The organism is Candidatus Paraluminiphilus aquimaris (assembly GCF_026230195.1).
Taxonomy (GTDB): domain Bacteria; phylum Pseudomonadota; class Gammaproteobacteria; order Pseudomonadales; family Halieaceae; genus Luminiphilus; species Luminiphilus aquimaris.
Map to the genome: position 1 here is coordinate 988,624 of NZ_CP036501.1, position 25,883 is coordinate 1,014,506.

At 53.2% G+C, this 25,883-nt stretch carries 29 protein-coding genes and 5 tRNA genes; 26 read left to right on the top strand and 8 right to left on the bottom strand.

Going from position 1 to position 25,883, the window contains the following annotated elements; all coding sequences use genetic code 11:
* Positions 1 to 29: 29 nt before the first annotated feature.
* From nrdR to E0F26_RS04585, 8 genes are read left to right on the top strand one after another with little or no spacing between them, the layout of a single operon-like run.
* Entirely contained in the window at positions 30 to 491 is a 462-nt protein-coding gene (gene nrdR / locus E0F26_RS04550) for a transcriptional regulator NrdR (RefSeq protein WP_279242864.1), read from the top strand.
* Complete coding sequence (gene ribD / locus E0F26_RS04555) at positions 451 to 1,614, top strand: bifunctional diaminohydroxyphosphoribosylaminopyrimidine deaminase/5-amino-6-(5-phosphoribosylamino)uracil reductase RibD (protein WP_279242865.1); 1,164 nt, start codon at positions 451 to 453, stop codon at positions 1,612 to 1,614. The genes nrdR and ribD overlap by 41 nt, the downstream gene beginning before the upstream one ends.
* A gap of 36 nt (positions 1,615 to 1,650) precedes the next feature.
* Positions 1,651 to 2,307, top strand: coding sequence for a riboflavin synthase (locus E0F26_RS04560; RefSeq protein WP_279242866.1), 657 nt, complete (start codon positions 1,651 to 1,653; stop codon positions 2,305 to 2,307).
* On the top strand, positions 2,300 to 3,412 hold the full coding sequence (locus E0F26_RS04565) for a 3,4-dihydroxy-2-butanone-4-phosphate synthase (RefSeq protein WP_279242867.1): 1,113 nt from the start codon (positions 2,300 to 2,302) through the stop codon (positions 3,410 to 3,412). The genes E0F26_RS04560 and E0F26_RS04565 overlap by 8 nt, the downstream gene beginning before the upstream one ends.
* Before the next feature lie 32 nt (positions 3,413 to 3,444).
* On the top strand, positions 3,445 to 3,927 hold the full coding sequence (ribH, locus tag E0F26_RS04570) for a 6,7-dimethyl-8-ribityllumazine synthase (protein ID WP_279242868.1): 483 nt from the start codon (positions 3,445 to 3,447) through the stop codon (positions 3,925 to 3,927).
* Positions 3,927 to 4,370 (top strand): transcription antitermination factor NusB, encoded by a 444-nt coding sequence (gene nusB / locus E0F26_RS04575; protein WP_279242869.1) that lies wholly within the window; start codon positions 3,927 to 3,929, stop codon positions 4,368 to 4,370. Before ribH ends, nusB begins: the two co-directional genes overlap by 1 nt.
* Before the next feature lie 25 nt (positions 4,371 to 4,395).
* Positions 4,396 to 5,319: a thiamine-phosphate kinase gene (thiL, locus tag E0F26_RS04580; protein WP_279242870.1), complete on the top strand. Its 924-nt coding sequence runs from the start codon at positions 4,396 to 4,398 to the stop codon at positions 5,317 to 5,319.
* Positions 5,303 to 5,806 (top strand): phosphatidylglycerophosphatase A family protein, encoded by a 504-nt coding sequence (locus E0F26_RS04585; protein WP_279242871.1) that lies wholly within the window; start codon positions 5,303 to 5,305, stop codon positions 5,804 to 5,806. The genes thiL and E0F26_RS04585 overlap by 17 nt, the downstream gene beginning before the upstream one ends.
* Positions 5,807 to 5,814: 8 nt before the next feature.
* On the opposite strand, the gene E0F26_RS04590 is transcribed toward E0F26_RS04585, so the two are convergent.
* The 4 genes from E0F26_RS04590 to E0F26_RS04605 are packed head-to-tail and all read right to left on the bottom strand — an operon-like array spanning position 5,815 to position 9,519.
* Positions 5,815 to 6,645, bottom strand: a complete 831-nt coding sequence (locus E0F26_RS04590; protein WP_279242872.1) for a polyprenyl synthetase family protein — start codon at positions 6,643 to 6,645, stop codon at positions 5,815 to 5,817.
* A 26-nt stretch (positions 6,646 to 6,671) separates the two neighbouring features.
* Positions 6,672 to 6,896 carry an exodeoxyribonuclease VII small subunit gene (xseB, locus tag E0F26_RS04595; RefSeq protein WP_279242873.1) on the bottom strand — a complete coding sequence of 75 codons (225 nt, stop codon included), beginning with the start codon at positions 6,894 to 6,896 and terminating at the stop codon, positions 6,672 to 6,674.
* Complete coding sequence (gene dxs / locus E0F26_RS04600) at positions 6,893 to 8,815, bottom strand: 1-deoxy-D-xylulose-5-phosphate synthase (RefSeq protein ID WP_279242874.1); 1,923 nt, start codon at positions 8,813 to 8,815, stop codon at positions 6,893 to 6,895. The genes xseB and dxs overlap by 4 nt, the downstream gene beginning before the upstream one ends.
* 23 nt (positions 8,816 to 8,838) lie before the next feature.
* On the bottom strand, positions 8,839 to 9,519 hold the full coding sequence (locus tag E0F26_RS04605) for a hypothetical protein (RefSeq protein ID WP_279242875.1): 681 nt from the start codon (positions 9,517 to 9,519) through the stop codon (positions 8,839 to 8,841).
* A 100-nt stretch (positions 9,520 to 9,619) separates the two neighbouring features.
* Between E0F26_RS04605 and E0F26_RS04610 the strand changes: the two genes are divergently transcribed.
* Positions 9,620 to 10,855 (top strand): GGDEF domain-containing protein, encoded by a 1,236-nt coding sequence (locus E0F26_RS04610; RefSeq protein ID WP_279242876.1) that lies wholly within the window; start codon positions 9,620 to 9,622, stop codon positions 10,853 to 10,855.
* 14 nt (positions 10,856 to 10,869) lie between these two features.
* On the opposite strand, the gene E0F26_RS04615 is transcribed toward E0F26_RS04610, so the two are convergent.
* Complete coding sequence (locus tag E0F26_RS04615; protein ID WP_279242877.1) at positions 10,870 to 11,256, bottom strand: RNA-binding S4 domain-containing protein; 387 nt, start codon at positions 11,254 to 11,256, stop codon at positions 10,870 to 10,872.
* The gene (locus E0F26_RS04620; protein ID WP_279242878.1) at positions 11,256 to 11,993 is read right to left on the bottom strand and encodes an HAD family hydrolase; all 738 of its coding nucleotides are present in this window, start codon (positions 11,991 to 11,993) and stop codon (positions 11,256 to 11,258) included. Before E0F26_RS04620 ends, E0F26_RS04615 begins: the two co-directional genes overlap by 1 nt.
* A 15-nt stretch (positions 11,994 to 12,008) precedes the next feature.
* Between E0F26_RS04620 and E0F26_RS04625 the strand changes: the two genes are divergently transcribed.
* The gene (locus E0F26_RS04625; protein WP_279242879.1) at positions 12,009 to 12,905 is read left to right on the top strand and encodes a 3'(2'),5'-bisphosphate nucleotidase CysQ family protein; all 897 of its coding nucleotides are present in this window, start codon (positions 12,009 to 12,011) and stop codon (positions 12,903 to 12,905) included.
* A gap of 62 nt (positions 12,906 to 12,967) precedes the next feature.
* A complete protein-coding gene (locus E0F26_RS04630; protein WP_279242880.1) occupies positions 12,968 to 13,195 on the top strand; it encodes a YdcH family protein in 228 nt (75 codons plus the stop codon).
* Here E0F26_RS04630 and E0F26_RS04635 read toward each other — a convergent pair.
* Together E0F26_RS04635 and E0F26_RS04640 are read right to left on the bottom strand one after the other, a co-directional pair.
* Entirely contained in the window at positions 13,192 to 13,674 is a 483-nt protein-coding gene (locus E0F26_RS04635; RefSeq protein ID WP_279242881.1) for a methylated-DNA--[protein]-cysteine S-methyltransferase, read from the bottom strand. The two genes, E0F26_RS04630 and E0F26_RS04635, sit on opposite strands and share 4 nt — an antisense overlap.
* On the bottom strand, positions 13,671 to 14,003 hold the full coding sequence (locus E0F26_RS04640; RefSeq protein WP_279242882.1) for a hypothetical protein: 333 nt from the start codon (positions 14,001 to 14,003) through the stop codon (positions 13,671 to 13,673). Before E0F26_RS04640 ends, E0F26_RS04635 begins: the two co-directional genes overlap by 4 nt.
* Before the next feature lie 135 nt (positions 14,004 to 14,138).
* Between E0F26_RS04640 and E0F26_RS04645 the strand changes: the two genes are divergently transcribed.
* The 15 genes from E0F26_RS04645 (at position 14,139) to rpoB (ending at position 25,870) form a co-directional block, all read left to right on the top strand.
* A complete protein-coding gene (locus E0F26_RS04645) occupies positions 14,139 to 15,020 on the top strand; it encodes a biotin--[acetyl-CoA-carboxylase] ligase (protein ID WP_279242883.1) in 882 nt (293 codons plus the stop codon).
* 39 nt (positions 15,021 to 15,059) lie between these two features.
* A complete protein-coding gene (locus tag E0F26_RS04650; protein WP_279242884.1) occupies positions 15,060 to 15,770 on the top strand; it encodes a type III pantothenate kinase in 711 nt (236 codons plus the stop codon).
* A 63-nt stretch (positions 15,771 to 15,833) separates the two neighbouring features.
* A tRNA-Thr gene (locus tag E0F26_RS04655) sits at positions 15,834 to 15,909 on the top strand.
* Between the two features lie 313 nt (positions 15,910 to 16,222).
* Positions 16,223 to 16,306, top strand: a tRNA-Tyr gene (locus tag E0F26_RS04660).
* Positions 16,307 to 16,445: 139 nt separating this feature from the next.
* Positions 16,446 to 16,519: transfer RNA gene (locus tag E0F26_RS04665), tRNA-Gly, on the top strand.
* Positions 16,520 to 16,539: 20 nt separating this feature from the next.
* Positions 16,540 to 16,615 (top strand) — tRNA-Thr (locus E0F26_RS04670).
* Between the two features lie 161 nt (positions 16,616 to 16,776).
* Positions 16,777 to 18,000 carry an elongation factor Tu gene (tuf, locus tag E0F26_RS04675; RefSeq protein ID WP_279242885.1) on the top strand — a complete coding sequence of 408 codons (1,224 nt, stop codon included), beginning with the start codon at positions 16,777 to 16,779 and terminating at the stop codon, positions 17,998 to 18,000.
* A 118-nt stretch (positions 18,001 to 18,118) separates the two neighbouring features.
* Positions 18,119 to 18,194: transfer RNA gene (locus E0F26_RS04680), tRNA-Trp, on the top strand.
* Between the two features lie 73 nt (positions 18,195 to 18,267).
* The gene (gene secE, locus E0F26_RS04685; RefSeq protein ID WP_279242886.1) at positions 18,268 to 18,627 is read left to right on the top strand and encodes a preprotein translocase subunit SecE; all 360 of its coding nucleotides are present in this window, start codon (positions 18,268 to 18,270) and stop codon (positions 18,625 to 18,627) included.
* A 21-nt stretch (positions 18,628 to 18,648) separates the two neighbouring features.
* On the top strand, positions 18,649 to 19,182 hold the full coding sequence (nusG, locus tag E0F26_RS04690; protein ID WP_279242887.1) for a transcription termination/antitermination protein NusG: 534 nt from the start codon (positions 18,649 to 18,651) through the stop codon (positions 19,180 to 19,182).
* A gap of 103 nt (positions 19,183 to 19,285) precedes the next feature.
* On the top strand, positions 19,286 to 19,720 hold the full coding sequence (rplK, locus tag E0F26_RS04695; protein ID WP_279242888.1) for a 50S ribosomal protein L11: 435 nt from the start codon (positions 19,286 to 19,288) through the stop codon (positions 19,718 to 19,720).
* Between the two features lies 1 nt (position 19,721).
* Positions 19,722 to 20,417, top strand: a complete 696-nt coding sequence (rplA, locus tag E0F26_RS04700; protein WP_279242889.1) for a 50S ribosomal protein L1 — start codon at positions 19,722 to 19,724, stop codon at positions 20,415 to 20,417.
* A gap of 272 nt (positions 20,418 to 20,689) precedes the next feature.
* Entirely contained in the window at positions 20,690 to 21,220 is a 531-nt protein-coding gene (rplJ, locus tag E0F26_RS04705) for a 50S ribosomal protein L10 (protein WP_279242890.1), read from the top strand.
* Positions 21,221 to 21,256: 36 nt separating this feature from the next.
* Entirely contained in the window at positions 21,257 to 21,640 is a 384-nt protein-coding gene (gene rplL / locus E0F26_RS04710; RefSeq protein ID WP_279242891.1) for a 50S ribosomal protein L7/L12, read from the top strand.
* A gap of 138 nt (positions 21,641 to 21,778) precedes the next feature.
* A complete protein-coding gene (gene rpoB / locus E0F26_RS04715) occupies positions 21,779 to 25,870 on the top strand; it encodes a DNA-directed RNA polymerase subunit beta (protein WP_279242892.1) in 4,092 nt (1,363 codons plus the stop codon).
* The last annotated feature ends 13 nt before the right edge of the window (positions 25,871 to 25,883 follow it).

Below are 25,883 nucleotides of genomic sequence, written 5' to 3' on the forward strand. Positions count from 1 at the left end.
AACAAAAATAGTAAAGAGGGTTAAGAGCGATGTTTTGTCCATTTTGTGGTGCCGATGACACGAAGGTCATCGACTCTCGATTGGTCGCCGATGGCGGCCAGGTCCGCAGGCGTCGTGAGTGTGTTAATTGTCGTGAGCGTTTCACAACCTATGAAGCCGCTGAGCTTGTACTGCCTCGTGTGATCAAGCAAGACGGCAGTCGTGAGCCCTTTGATGAAGAAAAGCTACGCTCAGGTTTGCAGCGAGCGCTCGAGAAGCGTCCCGTTGCGGTCGAGGCAGTTGAGAGCGAGTTGGGCCAAATCAAAAATCGGCTCAGAGCGACGGGGGAGCGAGAGATCGACTCGCGGGCCGTTGGTGAGTTGGTGATGGAAGCGTTAAAACGTCTCGATCAGGTTGCCTACGTTCGGTTCGCGTCAGTCTACAGAAGCTTTGAAGACCTCTCGGAGTTTCGTGACGCGATTGCCTCGCTCGAAGCAGATCCTCAGGGCTGACATCGCCATGCGCCATTCAGACGAAAAGTGGATGGCAGAGGCGATCAAAGTAGGTCGCCAGGCGCGCGTATGGTCAGCCCCTAACCCCGCTGTGGGGTGCGTAATCGTAAGAGATGACGCGCTACTGGCAGCGGGCTTTACGCACCCTACCGGGCAGCAGCATGCAGAGATACATGCACTTTCGCAGATAGACGATGCAGTCGGTGCTACTGCCTACGTTACATTGGAGCCCTGTTCGCACACCGGGCATACGGGCCCCTGCGTTGATGCCTTGATCGGCGCAGGTATCGTGCGCGTGGTGCTTAGTTGTGTTGACCCCGATCCGCGCGTGGCGGGTAAAGGGGTTGCCAAGCTTGAGTCAGCAGGTATCGATGTTACGACCGGGGTGCTTGAGGCGCAGGCGCACGATGAACTCAAAGGCTTCTTTCTCCGCCTGTCACGCGGCTGGGGCAGGGTAACGGTTAAAATGGCAATATCAGCCGATGGTCGATCGGCGATGGCCTCGGGTGAAAGTCAGTGGATTACGGGGGCCGCGGCCCGCGCAGATGTTCAGGCGTGGCGTGCGGAGAGCGATGTCATTTTAACCGGCAGCGGTACCGTGATGGCCGATGACTGTGCGTTGACCTTGCGCCAATGTGAGAACCGACTCTCAGAGGCCGACTGGCAACGCGCGCTGGCTAAGCCCACAGCGCGTGCCGTAGTGGATTCTTCAGCGACGATTACCCACGACGCCAAGGTGGTCAGTGGTGACACCCCCACTTTCCTCTTCGTCCGTTCCGACGCACAAGCGTCAACGGATATGCCAAGCTCCGTGAGCTACATTCCTCTTGATGCCCAAGAAAAAGGCGTCGATTTAAAGGCCGTCTTTAAACTACTTGGTGATAAAGGAGCGAATGAGATCCTGGTTGAGGCGGGCCCCACATTAGTAGGCGCGCTGCAGCAGGCGGACCTTATTGATCGGTGGTTGATTTACATGGCACCTACAATGTTGGGCGCCGATGCGAGACCGGCACACGCCGCAGTCTTTAAAAAGCTCAGTGACGCCCCAAGATACTCAGTTACGGGTCACGAGCTGATCGGTGATGACTTGCGTATTATCATGCGCGCGGCACAAGACAGCTAGGCCGGCGCCCCGATACCGCTATAGAGAGAGACGACTATGTTTACCGGAATCATTCAATCCGTAGGGGAGGTGGCTGCTATTGAGCCTGCGGATGGCGATGTCAAACTCAGAATCAAGACGGGGAAGCTGCCGCTTGCCGACGTTCAGTTGGGCGACAGCATTGCGACAAACGGCGTCTGCTTGACGGTGACAGAGCTTCCCGGTGATGGCTACTGGGCTGATGTTTCTAACGAAACCCTCTCCCTCACCTCGCTTAAAGGAATCAAAGTGGGCAGCGCGGTGAATCTTGAAAAGTCGTTAACCCCGACAACCGCTTTGGGCGGGCATTTGGTAAGCGGCCATGTCGACGGTTTGGGTAAAGTCGTCGCGTTGGCTCGAGACGCCCGGTCATGGCGCGTTACTATCGAGGCACCTGCAAATCTAGCGAAGTATATTGCTCAAAAGGGCAGTATTTGTATCGATGGAACCAGTCTGACCGTCAATTCGGTAGAAGGTTCTCGGTTTGATTTGAATATCATTCCACAGACGTGGGAAGAGACAGTTTTCAGTCATTATGCAGTCGGTACTGAGGTGAATCTCGAAGTAGACATTATTGCGCGATATTTAGAGCGTCTGCTGCAATCAGGTGTTGTGCCATCTAGTGAGGGCGTTACTCTAGACACCCTCAAAAATGCGGGGTATCGCAGTGATTGATTCAGTTCCTCCAGCGTCCGCTGATCAGTTGATCAGCGAATTCAGGCGCGGTCGTAAGGTCTTATTAGTGCTCGACCAAAGTGATGGTGAGCAAACAGGTGTTGTCGCGATGGCAGCTGAGTACTGTGAGCCCGATGACATCACCTTCATGGCACGAAAGGCGAGGGGTCTTGTGAGCCTCGCGTTGACAGAGGAGCGTTGCGAGCAACTCAATTTGCCGCCCATGGTGGATCCCGCGACGTCCGGAGCGGTCAAGTTATCCATCGAGGCAAGTACCGGCATTGATACGGGTATCTCGGCGGTGGATAGAGCGCGGACCGTGAGAGTAGCGGTCGCAGCCGATGCCAAACCCTCAGATCTGGTTCAGCCGGGTCATATTTTTCCTGTAGCGACGCTCTCGGGCGGTGTTCTCATTCGCACGGGTGCAGCGGAGGCGGGTGTTGATCTCGCCTCGCTTGCGGGTCTTACACCTGCAGCAGTTTTTGCCGAGGTGCTTGATGCAAAAGGTGAGATGGCCAACGCCGAGGCGTTGGTAGACTTCGCTGAAAAGCATGAGCTGACAGTTGGCCGAGTAACGGACCTTGTCGATTACCGCCTAAATCACTCGCGAACCGTCGATTTAATTCGCAGTGGTAAGGTGCAAACAGGGCACGGCGAGTTCTTGCTTTCCGTGTATCAGGAGAGCACCCAAGGTCATGTCCACATGGCGTTGAGTAGCGGCGATATTGAGGCTGATAGGCCGACTATCGTGCGCGTGCATACCACATCCGCACTGAGAGATTTGATGTCGATATCGGCGCCAGATCGCGCTTCCTGGTCTATTCAAGAAAGCTTGGTCCGAGTGAGTGAAGAGGGTTCGGGTGTCGTGGTCTTCATCAATAAAGACGAGACAGATGGTGAGCTCTTAGCCCAAGTGGACGCGGTATTAGGTCGCGAAACAGTAGATGATTCGCAGCAGCGTTCCGTGGGTTATTCGCAAGTAGGTATGGGGGCGCAAATCTTGCGCGACTTAGGCGTTGGTAAAATCCGCCTCATGGGGTCGCCAGTAAAGTACAATGCGCTCGAGGGCTTCGGGCTTGAAGTCGTTGAGTTTATAGAGCCATAAGCCGCGCTAAGCGCGTGACGAGGAGAAGAGAAATGGCATCACAAACAATTGCTACAACCGAAGGTCAGCTTCACGGTGTTTCTGGAAAGTTTGCCTTAGTGGTTGGACGCTGGAACAGCTTTGTCGTCGAGCACTTACTTGAAGGTGCAATCGATACGCTAAAGCGTCACGGTGTGAGTGAGGATCAGTTACACATCGTTCGCGCACCTGGTGCCTTTGAGATTCCACTTGTGTGTCAGGCCGTTGCCAAGCGTGGCGATGTCGACGCCATTATTGCGCTCGGTGCTGTCATCCGTGGTGGAACACCTCACTTCGAGCACGTTGCTGGCGAATGTACGAAAGGCATCGCGCAAGTATCGCTCGACTCGGGTATTCCCATTGCGTTTGGTGTGTTAACCGTCGACTCCATTGAGCAAGCCATCGAGCGCTCTGGTACAAAAGCCGGGAATAAAGGCGCAGAAGCGGCCACGAGTGCACTCGAAATGGTCAGTTTGCTTGGTGAATTAAACAACTAATGACAGCCATTAATGTTCTTGCCGCGCAGCGCCGGCGGGCGCGGCATTTCTGCGTTCAAGCACTCTATCAATGGTCTATGACGGGAGCGACGCCCTTTTCGATCGAGGCTGAATTTCGTACCGACAATGACTTTAGCAATGTCGATATCGAGTACTTCAACGAGCTGTTGGTGGGGATAACGGAGCGAGCCGAAGAGCTCGATGCGTTATTTGTCCCCTTCCTTGATCGCGAGTTAGAGGTGCTTGACTGTATCGAGCGCAATTTACTGCGCCTGGGTACCTTTGAGCTACTCGAGCGTATCGATGTACCGGCAAAGGTAACCTTGAACGAGACGGTGTCCCTTGCGAAAAAGTTTGGTGCCACCGACTCCTATCGCTACGTAAACGGTGTTCTTGACCATGTGGGTCTCTCTCTCAGACCTCACGAGCTCTCTGACGCCTAGGCTTTGCTTATGATGATCTGCACTGATGAGTGAGTTCGATATTATCACTCACTATTTTTCGTCGCTGGGTGCAGGTGAAAATGTTCGACTGTCGGTAGGCGATGACGCAGCAGCACTGCGCGTCGATGACGGGTTCGAGCTTTTGGTTTCTACTGATACCTCGGCCGCAGGTGTTCATTTCCCCGAGGATTTATTTCCCGAGGATATTGCGTACAAGGCGGTCGCGGCTGCCGCGAGCGATCTCGCTGCGATGGGGGCGAGTCCGTTAGGGATGACCCTGGCCATTTCGCTACCCGAGCACGACTCGCTGTGGTTACACGGCTTTTCTCAGGGGCTAGCTAGCGCAAGCCGTGACTTCAATCTCCCATTGATTGGGGGTGACACCACACGCGGACTTCTCTCAATGACCCTAACCGTAATGGGTCAGTGCCCTGAGGGGCAAAAGCTACTTCGGTCCGGCGCACGTCCGACTGATCTTGTGTGTGTCAGTGGGTCGTTGGGAGATTCTACGTTCGGATTATCGATGCTCCAAGGCAACGAACGAGGTTTGGACATCGACTTTGAGGATCAAGAATACCTGCTCTCCCGGTTCAGCCGGCCGGCATCGCGAATTGAACTTGGCGAGCGCCTGCGGGCACAGGCGACAAGTTGCATCGATATTTCAGATGGATTGCTTGCCGATGCTACCCATATCGCCAATGCCAGCGGTTGTAAGCTCGTAATTGATAGCGCTCTAATCCCTCTCTCAACCGAGCTTGTTGCGAGTGTGGGGCGCGCGCGCGCGATTGAGCTTGCTCTGACCGGTGGCGAGGATTTTGAGTTGCTCTTTACGCTGCCCGAATCAGTGTCCGTGCCTGATCATTGCACCGTTATAGGGTTCGCTGAAGCCGGAGAAGGTGTTCTGTGTGATGGTGTACTAAAAAGAGGCGGCTATGACCACTTCCACTAAGCGATTTAAGTTTTCATTTTTTCTGGCCACGTTTTTTGGAGTGGGTCTCTTCCCCGTTGCGCCCGGCACGCTAGGTAGTCTAGCGGCATTACCGCTCGCGTTTGGTTTATTGTCGCTTTCACTCGAGGCAGCGCTCTTTGTCATCGCCGTTATCTTTGTTATCGGGGTCTTGGCGTCAAACGCTGTTGAGGCGGACTTAGGCAGTCACGACGCTAAGCTCATTGTCATTGACGAGGTGGTAGGGCAGTGCCTGGTTGTGGTCTTACTTGAGGCCTTCCTGCCTGGGCTGATCGATGTGATGTTGCTGCTTGTGCTGAGCTTTTTAGGCTTCAGGCTTTTCGACATAGCCAAGCCGTGGCCTGTTGGCTGGGTCGATAGCAGGGTTCAAGGTGGATTCGGCGTTATGTTGGATGACGTGGTTGCCGCACTGCTTGCCGTCTTATTTTTGGCTGGCAACTATTTTGCCTACGCCTTGCTGGTCATGTGAGCTGGCGCTTAGTTTTTGCGATGTACCAGCAGTTTACTGAGAGCGCTTAACGCGTCTGCGGCTTGGCCGAAGGGGGAAAGCAACGCCAGTGCCTCATTGAGAAGGTCGTTCGCATAGGCACTCGCTGCATCAACACCCATGCAAGCAACGTAGGTCGATTTATCCGCGGCAATGTCCTTCCCGGCGGTTTTCCCCAGCGTCTCGGAAGATGCGGTCACGTCCAACACGTCGTCCATAACTTGGAAGGCGAGTCCAATATTTCGCGAGAAGCGACCAAGTGCTTCGATTTGGCCTGCGTTTGCTTCACCGCAAATGGCGCCGGCAAGGACAGAGGCTTCAATAAGTGCGCCTGTCTTTCGCAGGTGGACCTCTTTTAAAGCCGAGACATCGAGGGATTTACCCTCAGCCGCAATATCCATGGCCTGTCCGCCAACCATGCCATCAAAGCCGACGGACTTACTAAGGAGTTTCACGAGCTTTATTTTCTGGGTATCAGACAGGCCGTCGGTCTCGGACACCCACTCGAAGGCAAACGCTTGAAGCCCATCGCCGACAAGGATGGCCGTGGCTTCATCAAACGCCCTGTGAACAGTGGGTTTTCCTCGTCTGAGATCATCGTTATCCATAGACGGAAGGTCGTCATGGATGAGTGAGTAAGTATGCAGACACTCGATGGCTTCGCCCACTCTCGTTGCACTCTGCATGGCTTCACCGCTCACCATGGTGGCCGTTTCGCGGCACAGCCGACTTCTCAACTGCTTCCCGGGATTGGCAAGTGCATAAGCCAGGGCCGCCTCAAGGGCCGGGTCGCTACAGACTATGTTTGATGACAGCGCCATGCGTTGAGGCTTATCTATTAACCGTGTCAGGAATCTGAGTGGGCGGCTGAAACAGTTTCGATGCGTTGCTCAGCATCTTCGAGCGCCGCTTGCGCCGCTTTGGCGATCTTCATACCCGCCTCGTAAACGGCCAAGGCATCCTCTAGCTCGATGGTTGGATCCTCGAGCTTTTTAACAATAGTCGTGAGCTCGTCAATTTGTTCGCTGAGCTTTTTTGTTCCGCTCGACGTCTCGCTTAGATCGTTGCTCATAATGCTACCGCTGCCGTTTGAGCGTGAAGTCTAGCCGAAGCCGGAGATGCTTTTTTGAGAATATCCTCGGCCGTCAGACCTGCATCTGTCCGAGTTTCGCCCTGTCCAGCGTGGTCAATAAACCGATCATCGATAGCAATGTGGCGAACTTCGCAGTTCACACCACATTCTGAGAAGTACTCTGTGACAGCACTACCGGCTCCACCGGCGAGTGCATTCTCTTCGACTGTTATCAACACGTCGTGGGAGGCGGCAAGCGCGTCGAGGAGAGCCGTATCGAGTGGCTTGACCCACCGCATATCCGCGACCGTCGCATCCAGTGCGTCTCCCGCTTTTAGGGCTTCGGTAAGCATCACGCCAAAATTCACGATAGCCGTACCAGACCCTTGTCGAACGATTTCGCCCTTACCGATTTCCAGCCCGTTTAGCTCGGGTTCCATTCGAACACCAATGCCCTCGCCACGAGGGTATCTTACAGCTGAGGGGCCTGGATGGTTGTAAGCACTTACTAACAACTGCCTGCAATCATTTTCATTACTCGGCGCGGCAATGATTAAATTAGGGATGCACCGCATGTAACTTAAGTCGAACGCACCGTGGTGTGTTGCGCCGTCTTGTCCGACAAGACCTGCTCGGTCGATGGCGAAGGTCACGTCTAAATTTTGCAGGGCAACGTCATGTATTAACTGATCGTAGCCGCGTTGCAAGAACGTTGAATAGATAGCAACGACCGGCTTAACCCCATCGCAAGCCATGCCGGCAGCGAGCGTTACCGCGTGTTGTTCGGCAATGGCGACGTCGAAATAACGGTCCGGATACTGCTTGGCGAAATTAACCATCCCTGAGCCTTCGCACATTGCTGGCGTGATTCCAGCGAGGCGAGAATCGATTTCAGCCGTATCACAGAGCCATTGTCCGAAGACATCCTGATATTTTGGAGGCTTTGGTGCGGGCGTCACGGCCTCTTCAGCCTTTTCTTTCTTAGGCTCGATCTTGCCTAAGGCGTGATAGCCGATAGGATCCTCTTCGGCCGGCGTAAAGCCCTTACCCTTGATTGTTCGAATATGCAGGATCTGGGGACCGCTGAGCGAGGATACACGTTTGAGAACCTCGACTAGTGAAGGTAGGTCGTGCCCATCTAGCGGGCCGATATAGTGCCAGCCAAGCTCTTCAAACAGCGTACCGGGCGCCACCATGCCTTTCATGTGCTCTTCGGTTCGCTTGGCGAGATCCCAGGCTGGCTTGACATGCTCCAGTAATTTTTTGGAGGTCTCACGCAGAGTGAGATAGGTTTGCGTCGCCCAAATTCTTGCAAAATAGCTGGCGAGACCGCCTGTGTTGTGCCCGATCGACATTTGGTTGTCATTCAGAATGAGCAGCATATTTGGCCGCTCGTGACCGGCGTGTGCCAAGGCTTCAAATGCCATGCCTCCGGTAATCGCCCCGTCGCCGATAACGGCAACGACCTTACGATCTATTCCCTGTTGTCTTGCAGCAAGCGCCATACCCATAGCCGCAGAAATACTCGTTGATGAATGACCAACGCCAAAGGTATCAAACTCGCTTTCACTGCGTTTAGGGAAGCCGCTTAACCCACCTTTTTGACGCATGGAAGGCATGCGCCCTCGGCGCCCGGTCAATACTTTGTGGGGATAACATTGGTGCCCAACGTCCCAAACAATCCGGTCGTCCGGCGTGTTAAAGACGTGATGTAGGGCAATGGTTAACTCAACAACGCCTAAGCCTGCGCCAAAGTGGCCACCGGTGGTAGATACCGAGTAAAGCAAGAACTCGCGTAACTCGTTAGCCAACTGAACCAACTCGTCGCTTGTCAGCGATGAGATGGCTTCAGGTGTGACATCTACTCGGTCGAGGACCGGTGTATGCGGAACTTCCGTTGGCAGCTGATCAAAATTCATTTTGACACTATACCTGTAAATTATTATTTACGCTCATTTGAAATCGTGACGAGGGCCTCAGTCAACCTTTCGTATCCCTTGTCGTTAAGTGTGTTGCCATCTGGCCAAACTAACTTACTGTCAGCCTTGCCTGCTTTATCAGTGAAATTAGCCTGAAGATTGAGCCAGCGCACATTGAACTTGTTCGATGCCCAGGCCGCTCCCGCCGCATTTACAGCATCAAGAGCTGACGTGCTCGTGCGCTCGAAACGCGGCGTCGTTATAGGGGCAATGACCCACAAATCAAAGTCCAATGAATACTCAGATCGTTGATCAACGATGCCTTCCAACGATTTGAAAAGCGCAGACTGATCAATGTCGTTCGCAAATGAGGTGTCCAGAGGAATGACGACAGCCGAAGGTTGATAATAGCCTACAAGCCGTGGAAAGCACTGATCAATGCGATCGGGGTTTAAGCCCTTTGCAGCCCGGCGTATCACTTCACTGTCCCTGATTGGCTCAAGGGGGTTGGTCCAGTAGCGCACGCGCTGATTGCCAATAATTAATGCGGGGCCCGCCGGCAGTGACTCGTTAAAGTCTGCCGTCTCAAACGTCAATTCGAGCTCCTCACAGGAGGTGGACTGACGGTTTGAATCAAAAACGGTGAGTCTCACGGCGAGCACGAGCAACGTGGCAAGGGCAGTCGCCCACGCAAACCTCAGCATTTTTACTTACCTTTTCAAATCATCAATGACTGATAGGCCAAACAGGCCAGGTTGTGCATAATCGGTAACCTGTATAGAGAGTGCAAGGGTAGATTTGCCGATGTTGTACCAACGTCGCATTCCAGATAACCAAATCGTTTCTGCAAAACTCGAGTTGCAGCTTCGAGGCGGACGTTATGCCGGAGTGGGGACTCAACTTCTGGGTATCGTAGGCCTGGGTGGAGCCGCACTTTATAGTGTCGAGACTGTCTACTTGGTCGGGTGGGCGATATCTTTACTGGTGCTTAATCTCTGGTGGTCTCGACGGATAAATCAAACGCTTCTAGCAAATCGTCACTTTTCCCAGCGCCCTACGGTACTCAATGAGCTGGTTGCTTACTCTCTGGTAACCGGTGCGATCTGGGCCGCGACGCTTATTGCGCTGGACAGTTATCTCTCAGACCTGATTTTTTATATATGCGTCATGTGCGTCGCCATTATCTCGGTCGTCAATATTGCGGTTTCGGTGGTGATACGCAGCGCTTACTTAGCACAGTTGGTGTTCTCTCTCGGAGCCACCGCAATGTGGCTAGCGTGGCAGGTTGACGAAAGACCCTTTAACGCGGGTTTCTCCGTGTTACTGGTTGCGCTGATGGCCTTTTTAATTGTGACCAGTGAATGGATGAGTAAATCGTTCTCCGAAATGGTCGAGACTAGTCTTGAGCGGGCGGCAATGAGCAAGGATTTAGCGTCCTTGACCGACAGTCTGAAGACACGAAATTTACAACTCCAAGATGCGCGAAAGCAGTTGGCCCAGCAGGCGACCATTGACGAGATGACAGGGCTTCGAAATCGGCGGGGCGTGAACATCATTATTAACGACGAATTGGGAAGGGTGAAGCGGGCGCAGCTGCCGGTGTCGTTGATCGTTCTCGACGTGGACCATTTCAAGGCCTACAACGACAATTATGGTCACCCAGCGGGCGACCAGGTGCTCCAGCGGATAGCCACTGTCATGCTGGAGATGACGAATCGCTCAGGTGAGTTTGCGGCTCGTATGGGCGGAGAGGAATTCGCCATGTTCTTCCCAACAATGAGACTAGCCGCTGCACTCGAGATCGCTGAAAAGGTACGAGCAGGCGTATCAAATCTCGGGATCTCCCACGAGAAATCGCCCACAGCGGAGTATGTCACCGTGTCCATTGGTGTGGTGTCTTGTGTGCCGGACTGGGATCTCGAGTTCGATCAAATATTGCAAGCGGCGGATGATGCGATGTATGAGAGTAAGGTGTCGGGTCGAAATCGCGTCACGGCCGGTGAGTTGGCCTCGAATGGCTCATCAGATAAAACGGCTTAACGCCCGAGGCTGAATTACAGATCGAACTGTTTCCGAAGCTTTTCTAGCGCTTTGCGCTCATGCTTTCCGGGCTTTTGTACGGGGCGTGCCATTGCGCCACCCGCCGCTTTTCTTGCCTGCGCTTCACGTTCGCGCCGCTGGACACTCTCTGGCGTTTCCTCGTATAACATTTGGGCGACGGGTGCGGGACCTCGTTGGTCACTGAGTGACTTTACGATGACTTCCTTTTCTTCCCACCCTTGCTTTATCGCAAGGCGCTCGCCGATTGTAATTTCGCGCGATACTTTTACTCGCTGCCCATCAAGATGAACTTTACCGCCCTCTATCGCCGCTTTGGCGATCGATCGCGTCTTATAAAACCTTGCAGCCCATAACCACTTATCAACTCTGAGGCGCTCCATTATTGGCGTGTATCAACGGTTACGTGAGGCCAAATATCATTGAAACTATTAATGGCGTACTGAGTGGCAGGCATTTTAGGAGGTCGCGTGCTATCGGGAGCGCATATCATAACGGAGTATCGAATGCCGGCGGAAATGGCAGCGGTTAAAACGGGGCTTGAATCGTCGAAAAACATAACACGATCGTTATCGAGGTCATGCTGCGTTACGTTCGCCAGCGAAAACGCTTCCTTCCAAAATGTAGCGTGCTCCTTGGCGTAACCGATCTCATGGCTACTGATGACACTGTCCACACAATCACGAATACGCGTAACGGAATCTTTGAGTGTGACAATATCCGGATGCGCATTGGTCAGTATCGTGGTTCGGATACCCAGGTCGCGCAAGCCGCTTAAAAACGACTCAGCGTAATCTAGCCACCGAATTTGTGCTTTGTATTGATGCGACAGCGCAATCAAATCGAAGCCGTATTGCTCACTCCAATGATCGGTTGAATACCACGATAGTGTGCCTTCCACTGATCGAAAAAGGGGTTCAAATTTGTGCGCCACCGCGTCGTAACTTAACTTGTTCAGCGCAGCATAGTGGGCATGAATTTGGTGTCCCCAGAAATCGTTATCGAACGCGAGATCAAGCAGTGTGCCATCCATGTCGAGTAAGACGTGGTCAACTTTTGTCCAGTCTACCCGCGGCACACTTCCCATTTGGACACCTCCAGATGCTACATGCTCATCCATCAGGTGTTAGTCTCAATGCTTATGTGGTGGTCTGAACAAAATAGCAACATCCAACTCCAAACCTTACTGGCTCACGGTGACATGACGCAGCAAACACTGCTGTCAGATTTATTAGGGCTTATGGACGAGGCATCCGCCATCGCACGAGAGTACTACAGAAAAGCCGATGAGTTGGATGTCATAAAAAAGGGGGATTCGACGCCACTTACCGAAGCGGACACAGCACTGCACCATCTCATTACAGGACATTTACGCTCGATGGCCATCGGGCTCCCTGTTCTTTCTGAAGAGTCAAATTTAGAGGAGATTGCCACGAGGCATTCCTGGAAGGCATGCTGGATAATTGATCCGCTCGACGGCACCAAAGAATTTATTGAGAAGACAGACCAATTTACCATCAATGTTTCGCTCGTTATTGACGGGCGGGCAGAGTTGGGAATCATCTCTATTCCCTGCCTTCATGAACATTGGGTTGGTATTGTAGGAAACGGCGCTGCCATCTTTTCGGAGGGCAAAGGGCTCTCCGGTCGGGCTGTCAAAACGCAGTCGTATATTCCGCCTAACCCGCTCGTTATGCTCGCGAGTCATCGCCATGCGCCAAAGCGCGTGGAGGCTTTGATGAGCAGTCTTACCCGGAGCTTTGGTGAGGTCCATCGCCTGAATTCTGGCAGTGCGGTGAAGTTTTGTGATGTTGTCTCAGGTGCTGCAGATGTCTACCCGCGGACATCACCCTGCAGTGAGTGGGACGTTGCCGCCGGTGACGCGCTGGTGCGTGCAGCTGGCGGGTCGGTGACAGATAGAGAGGGTCATCAGATTCTTTATAACCAGCGCGAGTCGCTTCTGGCTCAACCTTTTGTTGCGGCAGCCGACCCAATGATCGATTTCGCGCAAATAATCTTTGCTGGCCGGTAACACTTCGGCTCCCGAGCGCGTAAACTCGCAAGCTATTGTGTTGTGCTTAGGGGAGCCTGCGCATGAGAGTGGAGATAAACCATCCTGCTGCGAACGAGCCGATGCCTGCGCAGATGCGATTGTCGATTTTAAAAGAGCGGCACCGTCGGTTGGACAGGGAGCTGATAGATTTGCAACTCCAGCCTTTGGCCGATCAACTTCATGTTAGGCGATTAAAGCGGGAAAAGCTGAGGTTGCGCGACGCCATAGAGACTCTGAAGGACGAGCTAATACCGGATATCGACGCCTAAGCGAGTGCGAGGTTGCGCTGATTGCTCTCGTGCGCAAGGAGTAGGCGCTTTACGTTGATCCCACCCGAAAACCCCGTGAGTGAACCATCGCTGCCCACGACTCTGTGACAGGGAATGAAAATAGGCAGCGGGTTTTTGCCGATAGCCGTGCCGACGGCACGCATTGCTGTGGGTTTGTTTATTCCAAATGCGATCGTTTTATAGCTACAGGTTTTACCCCATTCAATGGTGGCGAGTCGTGCCCAAACCTGTTGTTGAAATGCGGTTCCCGTGGGCGTGAGTGGGACATCAAAGACGTGTAATTGACCGTCAAAGTAAAGCCTTAGTTCTTCTTCAGCCTGATCTAGGATTTTCGAGCGCTTGCTGGACTGTGCGAGCCCGTGGGTGTGTTGTTCTGGCCAGTTGAGCTCGCTGAGCGCATGGTCGTTGGCGACTAATTGCAGGTACCCAATAGGGCTATCGATAACTTTACTGATCACGCGTCATCCCGTTTTCGGTATCTTGGGTGAATGACGAACAAGATGAGGCAAAGGCTAAAGAGCACATACTGCCCCATTGCAACGGCTCCCGCGGAGTCCAGCGTGGTACCTGTAAAAAAGACGGGCGTACACGCGAGGATTGTTAAGGCGAGGCTGAGTCGCTGGTAGCCAATCAGACCCAGTGCGAGGAGTAAGAAGACAAGACCATGAACTGCATTCCCCAAGCTCACCGCATCCAATGCGACAAGCCATAGCCTGCCGATCAGCGCGGCGCCCACCAGCGTGGCCAGGCCCGCCGAGGCGATACGGAGTTTCTGGTACATCGTCATTCCATTTTCTTTGGTCTCGCTGAAACGGTATATCATTGGCGCAACATGTCTACGGTATTTAAAAGATCAATTTTATGCAGTGTGCGTTCAGTGACCTTTTTTCTTTATGAATTACTATCGCTGTGAGTCTTGCGAATGATGAATGATGGGAGTCAGTTCCTAGATGGTGCTTCGCTGCAACGAACGTTAGCCGGGCAGTCTCTGCGAGGCGCGGCCGCGAGGGTCGAGGTGGTTGAAAATATTCGATCCACTAACGCAAAACTGATCTTGGAAGCCGAACGTTCCGATAATCATTTTCTGATTGCTCATCAACAAACGGCGGGAGTGGGTCGACGCGGTGGCGTGTGGCAAAGTCCGCCCTCAGGCAACCTCTACCTGTCCTATTGCTTTCACACCCAGCAGCCGCTGTCCGAGGTAGCGCTCATGCCACTCGCCTTTGGCGTTGAAATAGCGCAGGGCATTGAATCGAAATTCGCGTCTCCACTGAGTCTTAAGTGGCCTAACGATCTATACCTAAGAGGTAAGAAGTGTGGTGGTATGTTGCTGGAGACCAAAGCGCTGGCCAATGAGGTAATGGCGGTTGTTGTGGGCGTTGGCATCAATGTTGCCAGTCATCCCGATGAGAAATTGTTGGGTCGTCCGACGACTTGTTTGCAAAGTGAGTGCCAGGAGCCTATTGCACTCTCTGAGGTTGCGCTGGCCGTAATGAGTGCGATCACCCTTATTTGCGAGCTTCCCCCTGCGGAGGTCTCACAGCGATTAATGCGTCAGTGGTCAAAGCGTGACTTTCTTCTGGGTCAGCCGGTGGTGGTGTCGCAGGGCTCAGGCGCTGCCGGGACGACGGTACGCGGAGTGGCTCAGGGCATTGCACCCGATGGTGGATTGCGAATTGACCTGGGCGACACAACAGAGACTTTTTATGCGGGTGACGTTAGCCTTGGTCATGTCAGCGGTCATGTCAGCGCTCATGTCAGCGGTCATGTCAGCGGTCATGCCAACGTGCCAGGAAGCGAATAAATTGACGGGCAAAAATCGAATGCAACGAACTTCCACACCATGACCATTCTTATCGATGTTGGAAATACGGCAATTAAGTGGCAGCTGCGAGAGGCCGAGCAGATCGTCTGCACCGACAAAGGAAACACCGATGAGCTCCTTTCTTGGCTGAACTCGTTGGCGGATCCCTCCCGTCATTTGGTGGCTGTTTCTTGTGTCCGCGATGATGAGTTTGCTCGAGCGCTAAATGATTCATTGGTAAAAGCAGGCTTTGAGGGTGTTGCCTTTGCCACAAGTGCCCGTCAATTTGCGGGTGTGACCAACGCCTACAGGGAGCCGTCTTCTTTAGGGGTCGATCGTTGGTTGGCTATTCTCGCCCTTAAGTCATTCGGTCATGAAAGTGGCATTGTTGTCGATATCGGCACGGCTTGCACAATCGACGTGCTAGAAAACAATCGTCATATGGGTGGCTTTATCTTGCCCGGGCCGAAGCTCGCCTGTGATGCGCTGGTGGCGAATACGGACAAGATTCGTTTTGTTTCAGAGCCTCCTGCCGCGCTTGCGCCGGGAACCGATACGGGCGGCTGTGTGGTCGCCGGTGCATGGCTTACGATCGCCGGAGCGATCAGAGAAATCTCAGCGCAGTACCCACAGGCGCCACTTTACATAACAGGTGGTGCGGGGCCGACTCTGAGTGATCTTGGTGTGGAAGGGCGCTTGGCGAAGGACCTTGTTTTTGATGGTCTGGATTTTTGGTCAAATGGGGCTTGACCTGAGGCGCCCTCTTGACGATCATGTGCGCCCTTCGAGATGGCAGTGCCGTCTCAACGTCTAGCTGGCGTAGCTCAGTAGGTAGAGCATCTGATTTGTAATCAGGCGGTCGGGGGTTCGATTCCTCTCGCCAGCTCCATATTCCCCTTACCACGACATGTGACTTTCGGTTCTATCCGGCGTTTATGTTGTGGTGTGTCGATAAATAGCTACCCATTTCGCGATACGCATTTCGCGAATAGAGCGAAGGCTTTTGCCTTTTGGCTTGGCCCGCTTAAGTCCCTCTTGCGCGCGTCTATTGAGCGACTCAGTCGTCAGTGGTTTGCGGTGCTGGGCACCGTGTTGAGTCTGAATCTCGATTTCAGCGCGAAACAAAGCCCTGAGTTGGTATTTTGAGGGTAAAATTTAGTGTTGACACCCTCCCTTGACATCTAGAGAATGTGCGCCCTTCTGGAGGGGTTCCCGAGTGGCCAAAGGGATCAGACTGTAAATCTGACGCGCGAGCTTCGGTGGTTCGAATCCACCCCCCTCCACCAAGGACAGGGTAAGACACGCCTTAGCGAGTGTCTTGTGAGTAAAACAGGGGGCTGAACCGGATAAGCCCTGTCGCGTAAGCGACGAGCCGTCGTCAGGCGGTTGGCTTTGGGGTTTGACCTCCGTCGGCGGTTAAATGCTGCGGGCATAGTTCAATGGTAGAACCTCAGCCTTCCAAGCTGATGATGCGGGTTCGATCCCCGCTGCCCGCTCCAAGTTCCGGCGATGAGTTTTTGCTCATATAGCTCAGTCGGTAGAGCACTTCCTTGGTAAGGAAGAGGTCACCGGTTCAAATCCGGTTATGAGCTCCAATTTGAACAGGCGCCTTAGGTGCTTGTTCGACCGCCCCGGCGGTCAAAGCAGTAGAGGCCACGGCCTATACTGAGTGAGGTGCACAGCGGTATGTGTGCTTAATTGAGTAAGGCGCGTTGGCGTCGGGAAATAGTGCGAGATTGACCAGGAGAGGGTCGTAATGGCAAAAGAAGCATTTGAGCGTAGTAAGCCCCACGTAAACGTGGGAACAATTGGGCACGTTGACCACGGTAAGACAACACTGACTGCAGCGTTGACACGTGTGTGCTCTGAAGTATTTGGTGGTGAGGCAGTTGCGTTCGACGGTATCGATAACGCACCTGAAGAGCGTGAGCGTGGCATCACGATCGCGACCTCGCACGTAGAGTATGAGTCTAACGACCGTCACTACGCACACGTAGATTGCCCCGGACACGCGGACTACGTTAAGAACATGATTACCGGTGCTGCGCAGATGGACGGCGCGATCTTGGTATGTGGTGCGACTGATGGCCCTATGCCTCAGACTCGTGAGCACATCCTGCTTTCACGTCAGGTAGGTGTTCCTTACATCGTAGTCTTCCTCAACAAAGCCGATCTTCTTGCTGAAGACTGTGGTGGTGTTGACACGGAAGAATTCGAAGAGATGAAAGAGCTCGTTGAGATGGAGCTCCGTGAGCTTCTCGATACCTACGAGTTCCCTGGCGATGACACACCCATCATCTGCGGTTCTGCACTGATGGCGCTTAATGGTCAAGATGATAACGATCTCGGCACAACAGCGGTTAAGACACTAGTGGAAACCCTTGACTCTTACATTCCTGAGCCAGAGCGTGCAATCGATCAGCCATTCCTGATGCCAGTTGAGGACGTATTCTCAATTTCAGGTCGCGGTACGGTTGTAACAGGTCGTGTTGAGCGTGGCGTGATCAACGTTGGTGACGAAGTTGAAATCATCGGCATCCGCGAGACAACAAAGACAACCTGTACAGGTGTCGAGATGTTCCGCAAGTTGCTCGATCAGGGCCGTGCTGGTGAGAACGTTGGTGTTCTTCTGCGTGGTACTAAGCGTGATGACGTTGAGCGTGGTCAGGTTCTTTCTATACCTGGTTCAGTTCAGCCTCACACCAAGTTCGAAGCTGAAGTTTATGTACTGTCAAAAGATGAAGGCGGTCGTCACACACCTTTCTTCAAAGGCTATCGTCCACAGTTCTACTTCCGTACAACTGACGTGACAGGTGCTGTTGAGCTGCCAGCTGGCGTTGAAATGGTAATGCCTGGTGACAACCTGAACTTCGTTGCGACGCTCATTGCGCCAATCGCGATGGAAGAAGGCCTGCGTTTCGCTATCCGTGAGGGTGGTCGAACTGTTGGCGCCGGTGTTGTTGCGAAAATCATCGAGTAATTGATGAGTCAGTGAGGTGCGTTACGACGCACCTCGATATTGAGCCGGACCGTCCTCGCGACGTGTTCGGCTTTGTCGTCTCTGCCAGTTTGGCCTATGGCGACAGTCGCGATGTGTTAGGCCAGTAGCTCAATTGGCAGAGCAGCGGATTCCAAATCCGCAGGTTGGGGGTTCGATTCCCTCCTGGCCTGCCACTTTCATCGGATGGTGAAGTGGCGACGTAATTTTGAAGGGGAGTGAATGATCACCCTCTTGAAGGATTGAAGTATGAGTGAAGCTGCGAGCAACAAGCTCGATAGCCTAAAATGGGTTTTGGTTGCGCTACTGGTTGGCGCAGGTATCTATGGCAATAGCTACTTTAGTGACGAGTCCCTGCTGTACCGGGTCATCGGGCTATTGGTGGTTGCCGCAGTCGCGTTGGCCGTAGCGGTAACGACGGCTCGCGGTGATTCAGCCTGGACCATGATTAAGGGTGCGCGCACAGAAATCCGAAAGGTTATCTGGCCGACGCGTCAGGAGACGACGCAGACAACGATGATCGTGATGGTTTTCGTGGTGGTCTGTGGGTTGTTTTTCTGGGCGCTCGACAGTTTTCTGGGCTGGCTGTTTTCGTTGCTGTTGGTATAAGCGCTGAGATAAGGGAAATTCATGGCTTTACGTTGGTATGTAGTTCACGCCTTTTCTCAGTACGAGAAGAAGGTGGCTGTGGCGCTGAAAGAGCGCATTGATCGCTTTGGTATGCAGGATCGTTTTGGCGAGATTATCGTTCCGACCGAGGAAGTGATCGAGATGAAGGGCGGACAAAAGCGCAAGAGTGAGCGTAAGTTCTTCCCGGGTTATGTCTTGGTTCAGATGGAGCTCGGCGACGATACATGGCACTTAGTGAAGGACACGCCTCGCGTTCTTGGCTTTATTGGTGGCAAGGCCGACAAGCCTGCACCGATTACTGAGGCAGAAGCCAACGCTATCTTGCAGCGTGTCGAGGCGGGCGTCGATCAGCCCAAGCCCAAAACGGTCTTCGAGCCCGGTGAAATGGTGCGGGTTATTGATGGGCCGTTCAACGACTTCAATGGGGTTGTTGAAAGTGTGAATTACGAAAAAAGCCGCTTGAACGTGGCTGTTTTGATCTTCGGACGCTCAACGCCCGTAGAGTTGGAATTCGGTCAGGTCGAAAAGGGCTGATCAATAGCACCATTTTTGGTGCCAAAGTAACGCCGCTTAGCGGCAATGATTGGGGAGCCCGAGCAGTGATGCTGCAACGGCGTTTGAACCCAGGAGTAAAAACATGGCAAAGAAAATAGACGGCTATATCAAGCTGCAAATCCCTGCCGGGCAGGCAAACCCCTCGCCACCCGTTGGTCCAGCGCTGGGCCAAAAGGGCGTAAACATCATGGAATTCTGCAAAGCATTTAATGCTGAAACGCAGGGCCTTGAGCCCGGCTTGCCGATTCCCGTTGTGATTACGGTTTATAACGACAAGTCATTCACTTTCATCAAGAAGACGCCTCCTGCGTCTGTCTTGTTGAAGAAGATTGCGGGTATCAAGAGCGGTTCTGGTCGTCCTAATACTGAGAAGGTGGCCAAGGTCACTCGTGCGCAGCTCGAAGAAGTTGCAACTCAGAAGTGGCCAGACCTGACTGCGGCCGATATGGACGCAGCGGTTCGGACCATTGCGGGTAGTGCCCGCGCCGCAGGCATCGATACAGAGGGAGTTGTTTAAAATGGCGAAGTTATCAAAGCGTGTAAAAGCGTTTCGCGAGCGTGTTGACGCGAACAAAAGCTACCCCCTCAATGAGGCGATCGCGATTCTAAAGGAAACGGCAACGGCGAAATTTAATGAGTCTGTTGAAATTGCCGTAAACCTAGGGATCGATGCACGCAAATCAGACCAAGGTGTTCGAGGCGCGACAACGCTTCCTCACGGCACGGGATCTGAAGTGCGCGTAGCCGTGTTTACTCAAGGCGAAAATGCTGAGAAGGCCAAGGAAGCGGGTGCTGACCTGGTTGGTATGGAAGAGCTTGCCGATCAAATCAAAGGCGGCATGATGGACTTTGACGTGGTTATTGCCTCTCCTGATGCGATGCGTGTTGTTGGTCAGTTGGGCCAGGTACTCGGCCCGCGCGGTCTGATGCCAAACCCAAAGACCGGCACGGTGACGCCTGACATCACAGCGGCAGTTAAGAACGCGAAGGCGGGCCAGATACGGTTCCGTACTGACAAGAATGGCATCATTCACGGCGGTATCGGCAAGATCGATTTCGACCCTTCAGCGATCGAGGGAAATCTCGTTGCTGTTTTGGCTGATCTTAAGAAGGCGAAGCCAGCAGCGGCCAAAGGTGTGTACTTTCGTAAAGTGACCCTGTCCACGACTATGGGTCCTGGCGTCACGATCGATCACGGCGACATCGAATTTTAATGAATAGGAATTGGCTCCGGGCTTGCCCGGGGCTTGCTTGCCGTTGTTCGGTGGGCACGGGATGCAGAAGTTGGGCATTCCACTTTGAAGTCTTAAGCAGAGTGTGTGGGCGCAGCCCCTAGCAGGACGCAGGACTATCAAAGACCGTAGGGGGAGGCACAGTCTCCTTAAAAGAAGCCGGTATTGGTTCGACCTACGCAGATGGTGAATACGTTCACCTAGGGTGGTCATAGCAGTGTTATGGCCTTGGCATAAACCATAGGAGTAGATCCGTGGCAATTGGACTCGAAGAGAAGAAAGCGATCGTCGCTGAAGTCAACGAGACAGCGGCCAGTGCTTTGTCACTCGTAATTGCTGACGCCCGCGGCGTAGCATCGAATGACATGACGGCTCTCCGCGCCACCGCTCGCGAGAATCAGATTCAGTTACGTGTTGTTCGCAACACGCTCGCAAAGCGTGCATTGGAAGGTACTGACTACGAATGCGTCAATGACACATTGGTAGGTCCTTCTATCTTTGGATTTTCAATGGAAGATCCAGGTGCAGCGGCTCGGTTGTTCAAAGATTTCGCCAAAGATAATGGTGAATTCGAAGTCAAAGCATTGTCCGTTAGCGGTAAGTTGCTGGGTGCAGATCAGCTCGACGTGTTGGCGAAACTGCCAACCCGTGAGCAAGCACTCGCAACGTTGATGAGCGTTATGCAAGCGCCTGTCGGCAAGCTTGTTCGTACGATGAATGAAGTACCAAGCAAGCTCGTTCGTACAGTAGCAGCGGTTCGTGATCAGAAAGAGCAATCCGCGTAAGCGAATGCTCGACTACACATTTTAGGAGAGATAAACATGGCAATTTCAAAGGAAGAAATCCTTGATGCAATCGCAGAAATGAGCGTAATGGATGTTGTTGCGCTAATCGAAGCGATGGAAGAGAAGTTTGGCGTTTCAGCCGCAGCAGCCGTTGCAGTAGCAGCGCCAGCAGCGGGTGGCGATGCAGGCGGCGCAGCAGCAGCTGAGCAGACTGAGTTTGACGCTATCCTCACTTCAGCAGGAGAGAAGAAAGTAAACGTGATCAAGGCGGTTCGCGCGATCACGGGTCTGGGCCTCAAAGAGGCGAAAGGCTTGGTTGATGGTGCGCCATCACCCATCAAAGAAGGCGTTAGCAAAGAAGACGCTGAGGACATTAAGTCGCAAATCGAAGAAGCCGGCGGTTCTGTCGAGCTTAAGTGATCCCTCTGGGATTGCAGATTTGCAGGTCCGGGCTGGTGCGCAATGCGCACCGGCCTTTTTCCGGTTTTATCAGCCGGGTAAATTGGCGTTAAGCCATTCGTGTTGGTGATGACCAACGACATTCGTTGAGGAGTATCAATGACTTACTCGTTTACAGAGAAGAAGCGCCTTCGCAAAGATTTCGGATCAATGCCGAAGGTAATGGATATCCCCTACCTGCTGGCCATCCAGCTGGACTCTTACCGTAAGTTCACTCAGCCGGACACCCCGGTGGATGAGCGCGGCGACTACGGTCTGCACGCAGCTTTCCGCTCAGTGTTCCCTATTACGAGCTACAGCGGTAGCGCGGCGCTGGAGTATGTGGATTACTCTCTGGGCACCCCTGTTTTCGACGTTGAAGAATGTGTTTTGCGTGGCACCACCTACGCATGTGCGCTCCGCGTCAAGGTACGTCTTATCATTTACGATAAGGAAGCGTCTTCGAAGTCGATTAAAGACATCAAAGAGCAAGACGTTTACATGGGCGAAATTCCGCTCATGACAGACAACGGCACGTTTGTCATTAATGGCACTGAGCGCGTCATTGTCTCGCAGCTGCACCGCTCGCCAGGTGTTTTCTTCGATCACGATCGAGGTAAAACCCACTCTTCGGGCAAGTTGCTTTACAGCGCGCGAATCATTCCTTACCGCGGCTCATGGCTCGACTTCGAATTCGATCCCAAAGATCAGGTCTTCGCACGTATTGACCGCCGTCGGAAACTGCCAGCGACGGTACTTTTGCGTGCGCTTGGCTACGAGTCTGAAGAAATTCTGGAGATGTTCTACGAGACAACGACTTTCCAGTTAAACGATGAACACCTCGCCACCATGACATTGGTGCCAAAACGCTTGCAAGGCGATATGGCGGCTTTCGATATTATGGCGGGCGACAAAGTACTGGTTGATCGCGGTCGCCGTATTACGGCCCGACACATCCGTCAGCTTGAAGACGCAGGTGTGGAAGCCTTGGCGGTACCCGATGAGTACCTCGTGGGTCGTCGTGTTGCCAAGCCGGTCATTGACACTGCAAGTGGCGAAGTGCTGCTAGAGTGCAATAGCGAATTGACTGAAGAGATTTTGAACTCGCTTCGTGAGAAAGAAATCGAATCAATCGAAACGATCTATACCAACGAGATCGATTGCGGTCCGTTTATTTCAGACACACTTGCAGGTGATAGCACGCGCACAGAACTTGAGGCGCTGGTAGAGATCTACCGCATGATGCGTCCTGGTGAGCCACCCACAAAAGAGTCGGCGGAGAACCTGTTCTCCAACCTGTTCTTCTCTGCAGACCGTTATGATCTGTCGTCAGTTGGGCGTATGAAGTTCAATCGCCGTTTGGGTCGTGACGAAGTAATTGGTAGTGGAACGCTCGATAAAGAAGACATCGTTTCCGTACTTAAGTGCTTGGTTGATATTCGTAACGGTAAGGGTGTCGTAGACGATATCGATCACCTCGGAAACCGACGAATTCGCTCCGTTGGCGAGATGGCTGAGAATCAGTTCCGAGTCGGCCTTGTGCGTGTTGAGCGCGCGGTTAAAGAGCGCCTGTCCATGGCGGAGAGCGAAGGGTTAATGCCCCAAGATCTCATCAATGCCAAGCCAGTCTCTGCGGCGGTCAAAGAATTCTTTGGCTCCAGTCAGCTGTCGCAGTTTATGGACCAGAACAACCCACTGTCTGAGGTGACGCATAAGCGTCGTGTCTCTGCGTTGGGTCCAGGTGGCCTTACGCGTGAGCGTGCGGGCTTTGAGGTGCGAGACGTACACCCAACTCACTACGGTCGTGTCTGTCCTATTGAGACACCCGAAGGGCCAAACATTGGTCTGATCAACTCATTGGCCGCTTATGCGCGGACTAATGAGTACGGGTTCCTCGAGTCGCCCTATCGCAAAGTCGTTGATGGCGTTGTGACTGATGAGATCGAATACCTGTCAGCCATTAACGAAGCGAACCACGTCATTGCGCAGGCCTCAGCGGCGCTGAACGACGCGAATCAGTTCGTTGAAGAGCTGATCAATGTTCGACACATGAATGAATTTACCGTGAAGACGGCTTCCGAAGTCGATTTCATGGATGTTTCACCAAAGCAGGTGGTTTCCATTGCCGCTGCGCTGATTCCGTTCCTTGAGCACGATGATGCGAACCGCGCATTGATGGGCTCAAACATGCAACGGCAGGCGGTACCGACGCTTAAGACCCAAGCACCGTTAGTGGGCACGGGTATGGAGCGTTACGTGGCTCGCGATTCCGGCGTTTGTAAAGTGGCAACACGCGGCGGTGTCGTTGACTCTGTTGACGCGAGCCGAATCGTTGTTCGTGTCAATCCGGCTGAGGTGGGACAGGACGAATCTCCGGTCGATATTTATAACTTGACCAAGTACAAGCGTTCTAACCAGAACACCTGTGTCAATCAGCGCCCCATTGTGAGCCCGGGCGACTCGGTTCAACGGGGCGACATTCTTGCTGATGGACCCTCGGTGGACCTCGGTGAGCTGGCGCTCGGTCAAAATATGCGAATCGCCTTCATGCCATGGAACGGATACAACTTTGAGGATTCTATTCTCGTATCCGAGCGTGTGGTCGAGGAAGATCGTCTGACCACGATCCACATTCAAGAGCTGACCTGTATTGCTCGTGATACCAAGTTGGGTGCTGAAGAAATTTCAGCTGACATCCCGAACGTGGGTGAAGGTGCGCTCGGTAAGTTGGACGAGTCCGGCATTGTCTACATCGGTGCCGAGGTCGATGCTGGCGATATTCTAGTGGGTAAAGTAACGCCTAAGGGTGAAACGCAACTTACTCCTGAAGAGAAGCTCCTGCGGGCTATCTTTGGTGAGAAAGCATCCGATGTGAAAGATACATCGTTGCGCGTGCCTTCGAGCTATAAGGGCACGGTTATTGACGTTCAAGTCTTTACCCGCGACGGTCTTGAAAAAGACGCGCGTGCGAAGCAAATCGAAGCGTCGCAACTTGCCGACTACCGCAAAGACCTAAAGGAAGAGCTTCGTATTTACGAAGAGGCAACATTTGCTCGTTTGGCAGAACTGCTCAATGGCCAAAAGACGGTATCCGGCGGCGGTCTGTCGAAAGGCACAGCCATTGATGCCGACGTGCTTGCAGAACTCGATCGCGAGCAATGGTTTAAGCTCAAGTTCTCTGACGCTGAGTTGAATAACCAGCTTGCCTCAGCGCAGCGGTTACTCGAAGAGCAAAACCAGCTACTCGAAGAGCGTTTTGAAGCGAAGAAAGAAAAGCTCCAGAGTGGTGATGACCTCGCTCCCGGCGTTCTCAAGATCGTGAAGGTTTATCTCGCGGTTAAGCGTCGTATCCAGCCAGGCGACAAGATGGCGGGTCGTCACGGTAACAAGGGCGTTATCTCGGTGATCATGCCGGTTGAGGATATGCCTTACGACGAGCACGGTGAGCCTATCGATATTGTATTGAACCCGCTGGGTGTACCGTCGCGAATGAACGTGGGCCAGATCTTAGAAACCCACCTTGGCATGGCTTCACGCGGTTTGGGCGTAAAGATCAATGAGATGCTCGAGCAGCAGGTCAAAGTGGCCAAGCTTCGCGAGTTCTTAAAGGAAATCTACGCGCACACCAGTGACAGCCGACGCGATGCTGATATCGATAGCTTGTCTGACGATGAGTTGCTGGCTATGGCGCAGAATCTACGCCCGGGCGTACCCATGGCGACACCGGTCTTCGATGGCGCTAGTGAAGACAGCATCAAGGCGCTACTTCGTCTGGCAGATCTGCCGGATAGCGGACAGTTAGTGCTTCACGATGGCCGCAGTGGCGATGAGTTTGATCGTCCTGTGACCGTGGGTTACATGTACATGCTCAAGCTCAACCACTTGGTGGATGACAAGATGCACGCTCGATCAACCGGCTCTTACAGCCTTGTCACGCAGCAGCCGCTGGGTGGTAAAGCGCAGTTTGGTGGTCAGCGATTTGGTGAGATGGAGGTGTGGGCACTTGAGGCTTACGGTGCTGCGCATACCCTGCAGGAAATGCTGACTGTTAAGTCGGATGACGTGGCAGGTCGAACCAAGATGTACAAGAACATCGTTGATGGTGATCACAGCATGGATCCGGGAATGCCCGAATCGTTCAATGTATTGGTCAAAGAAATCCGCTCGCTCGGCATCGATATCGATCTCGAGTCCGAGTCATCAGGCTTCTGAGGGGAGAGAACAC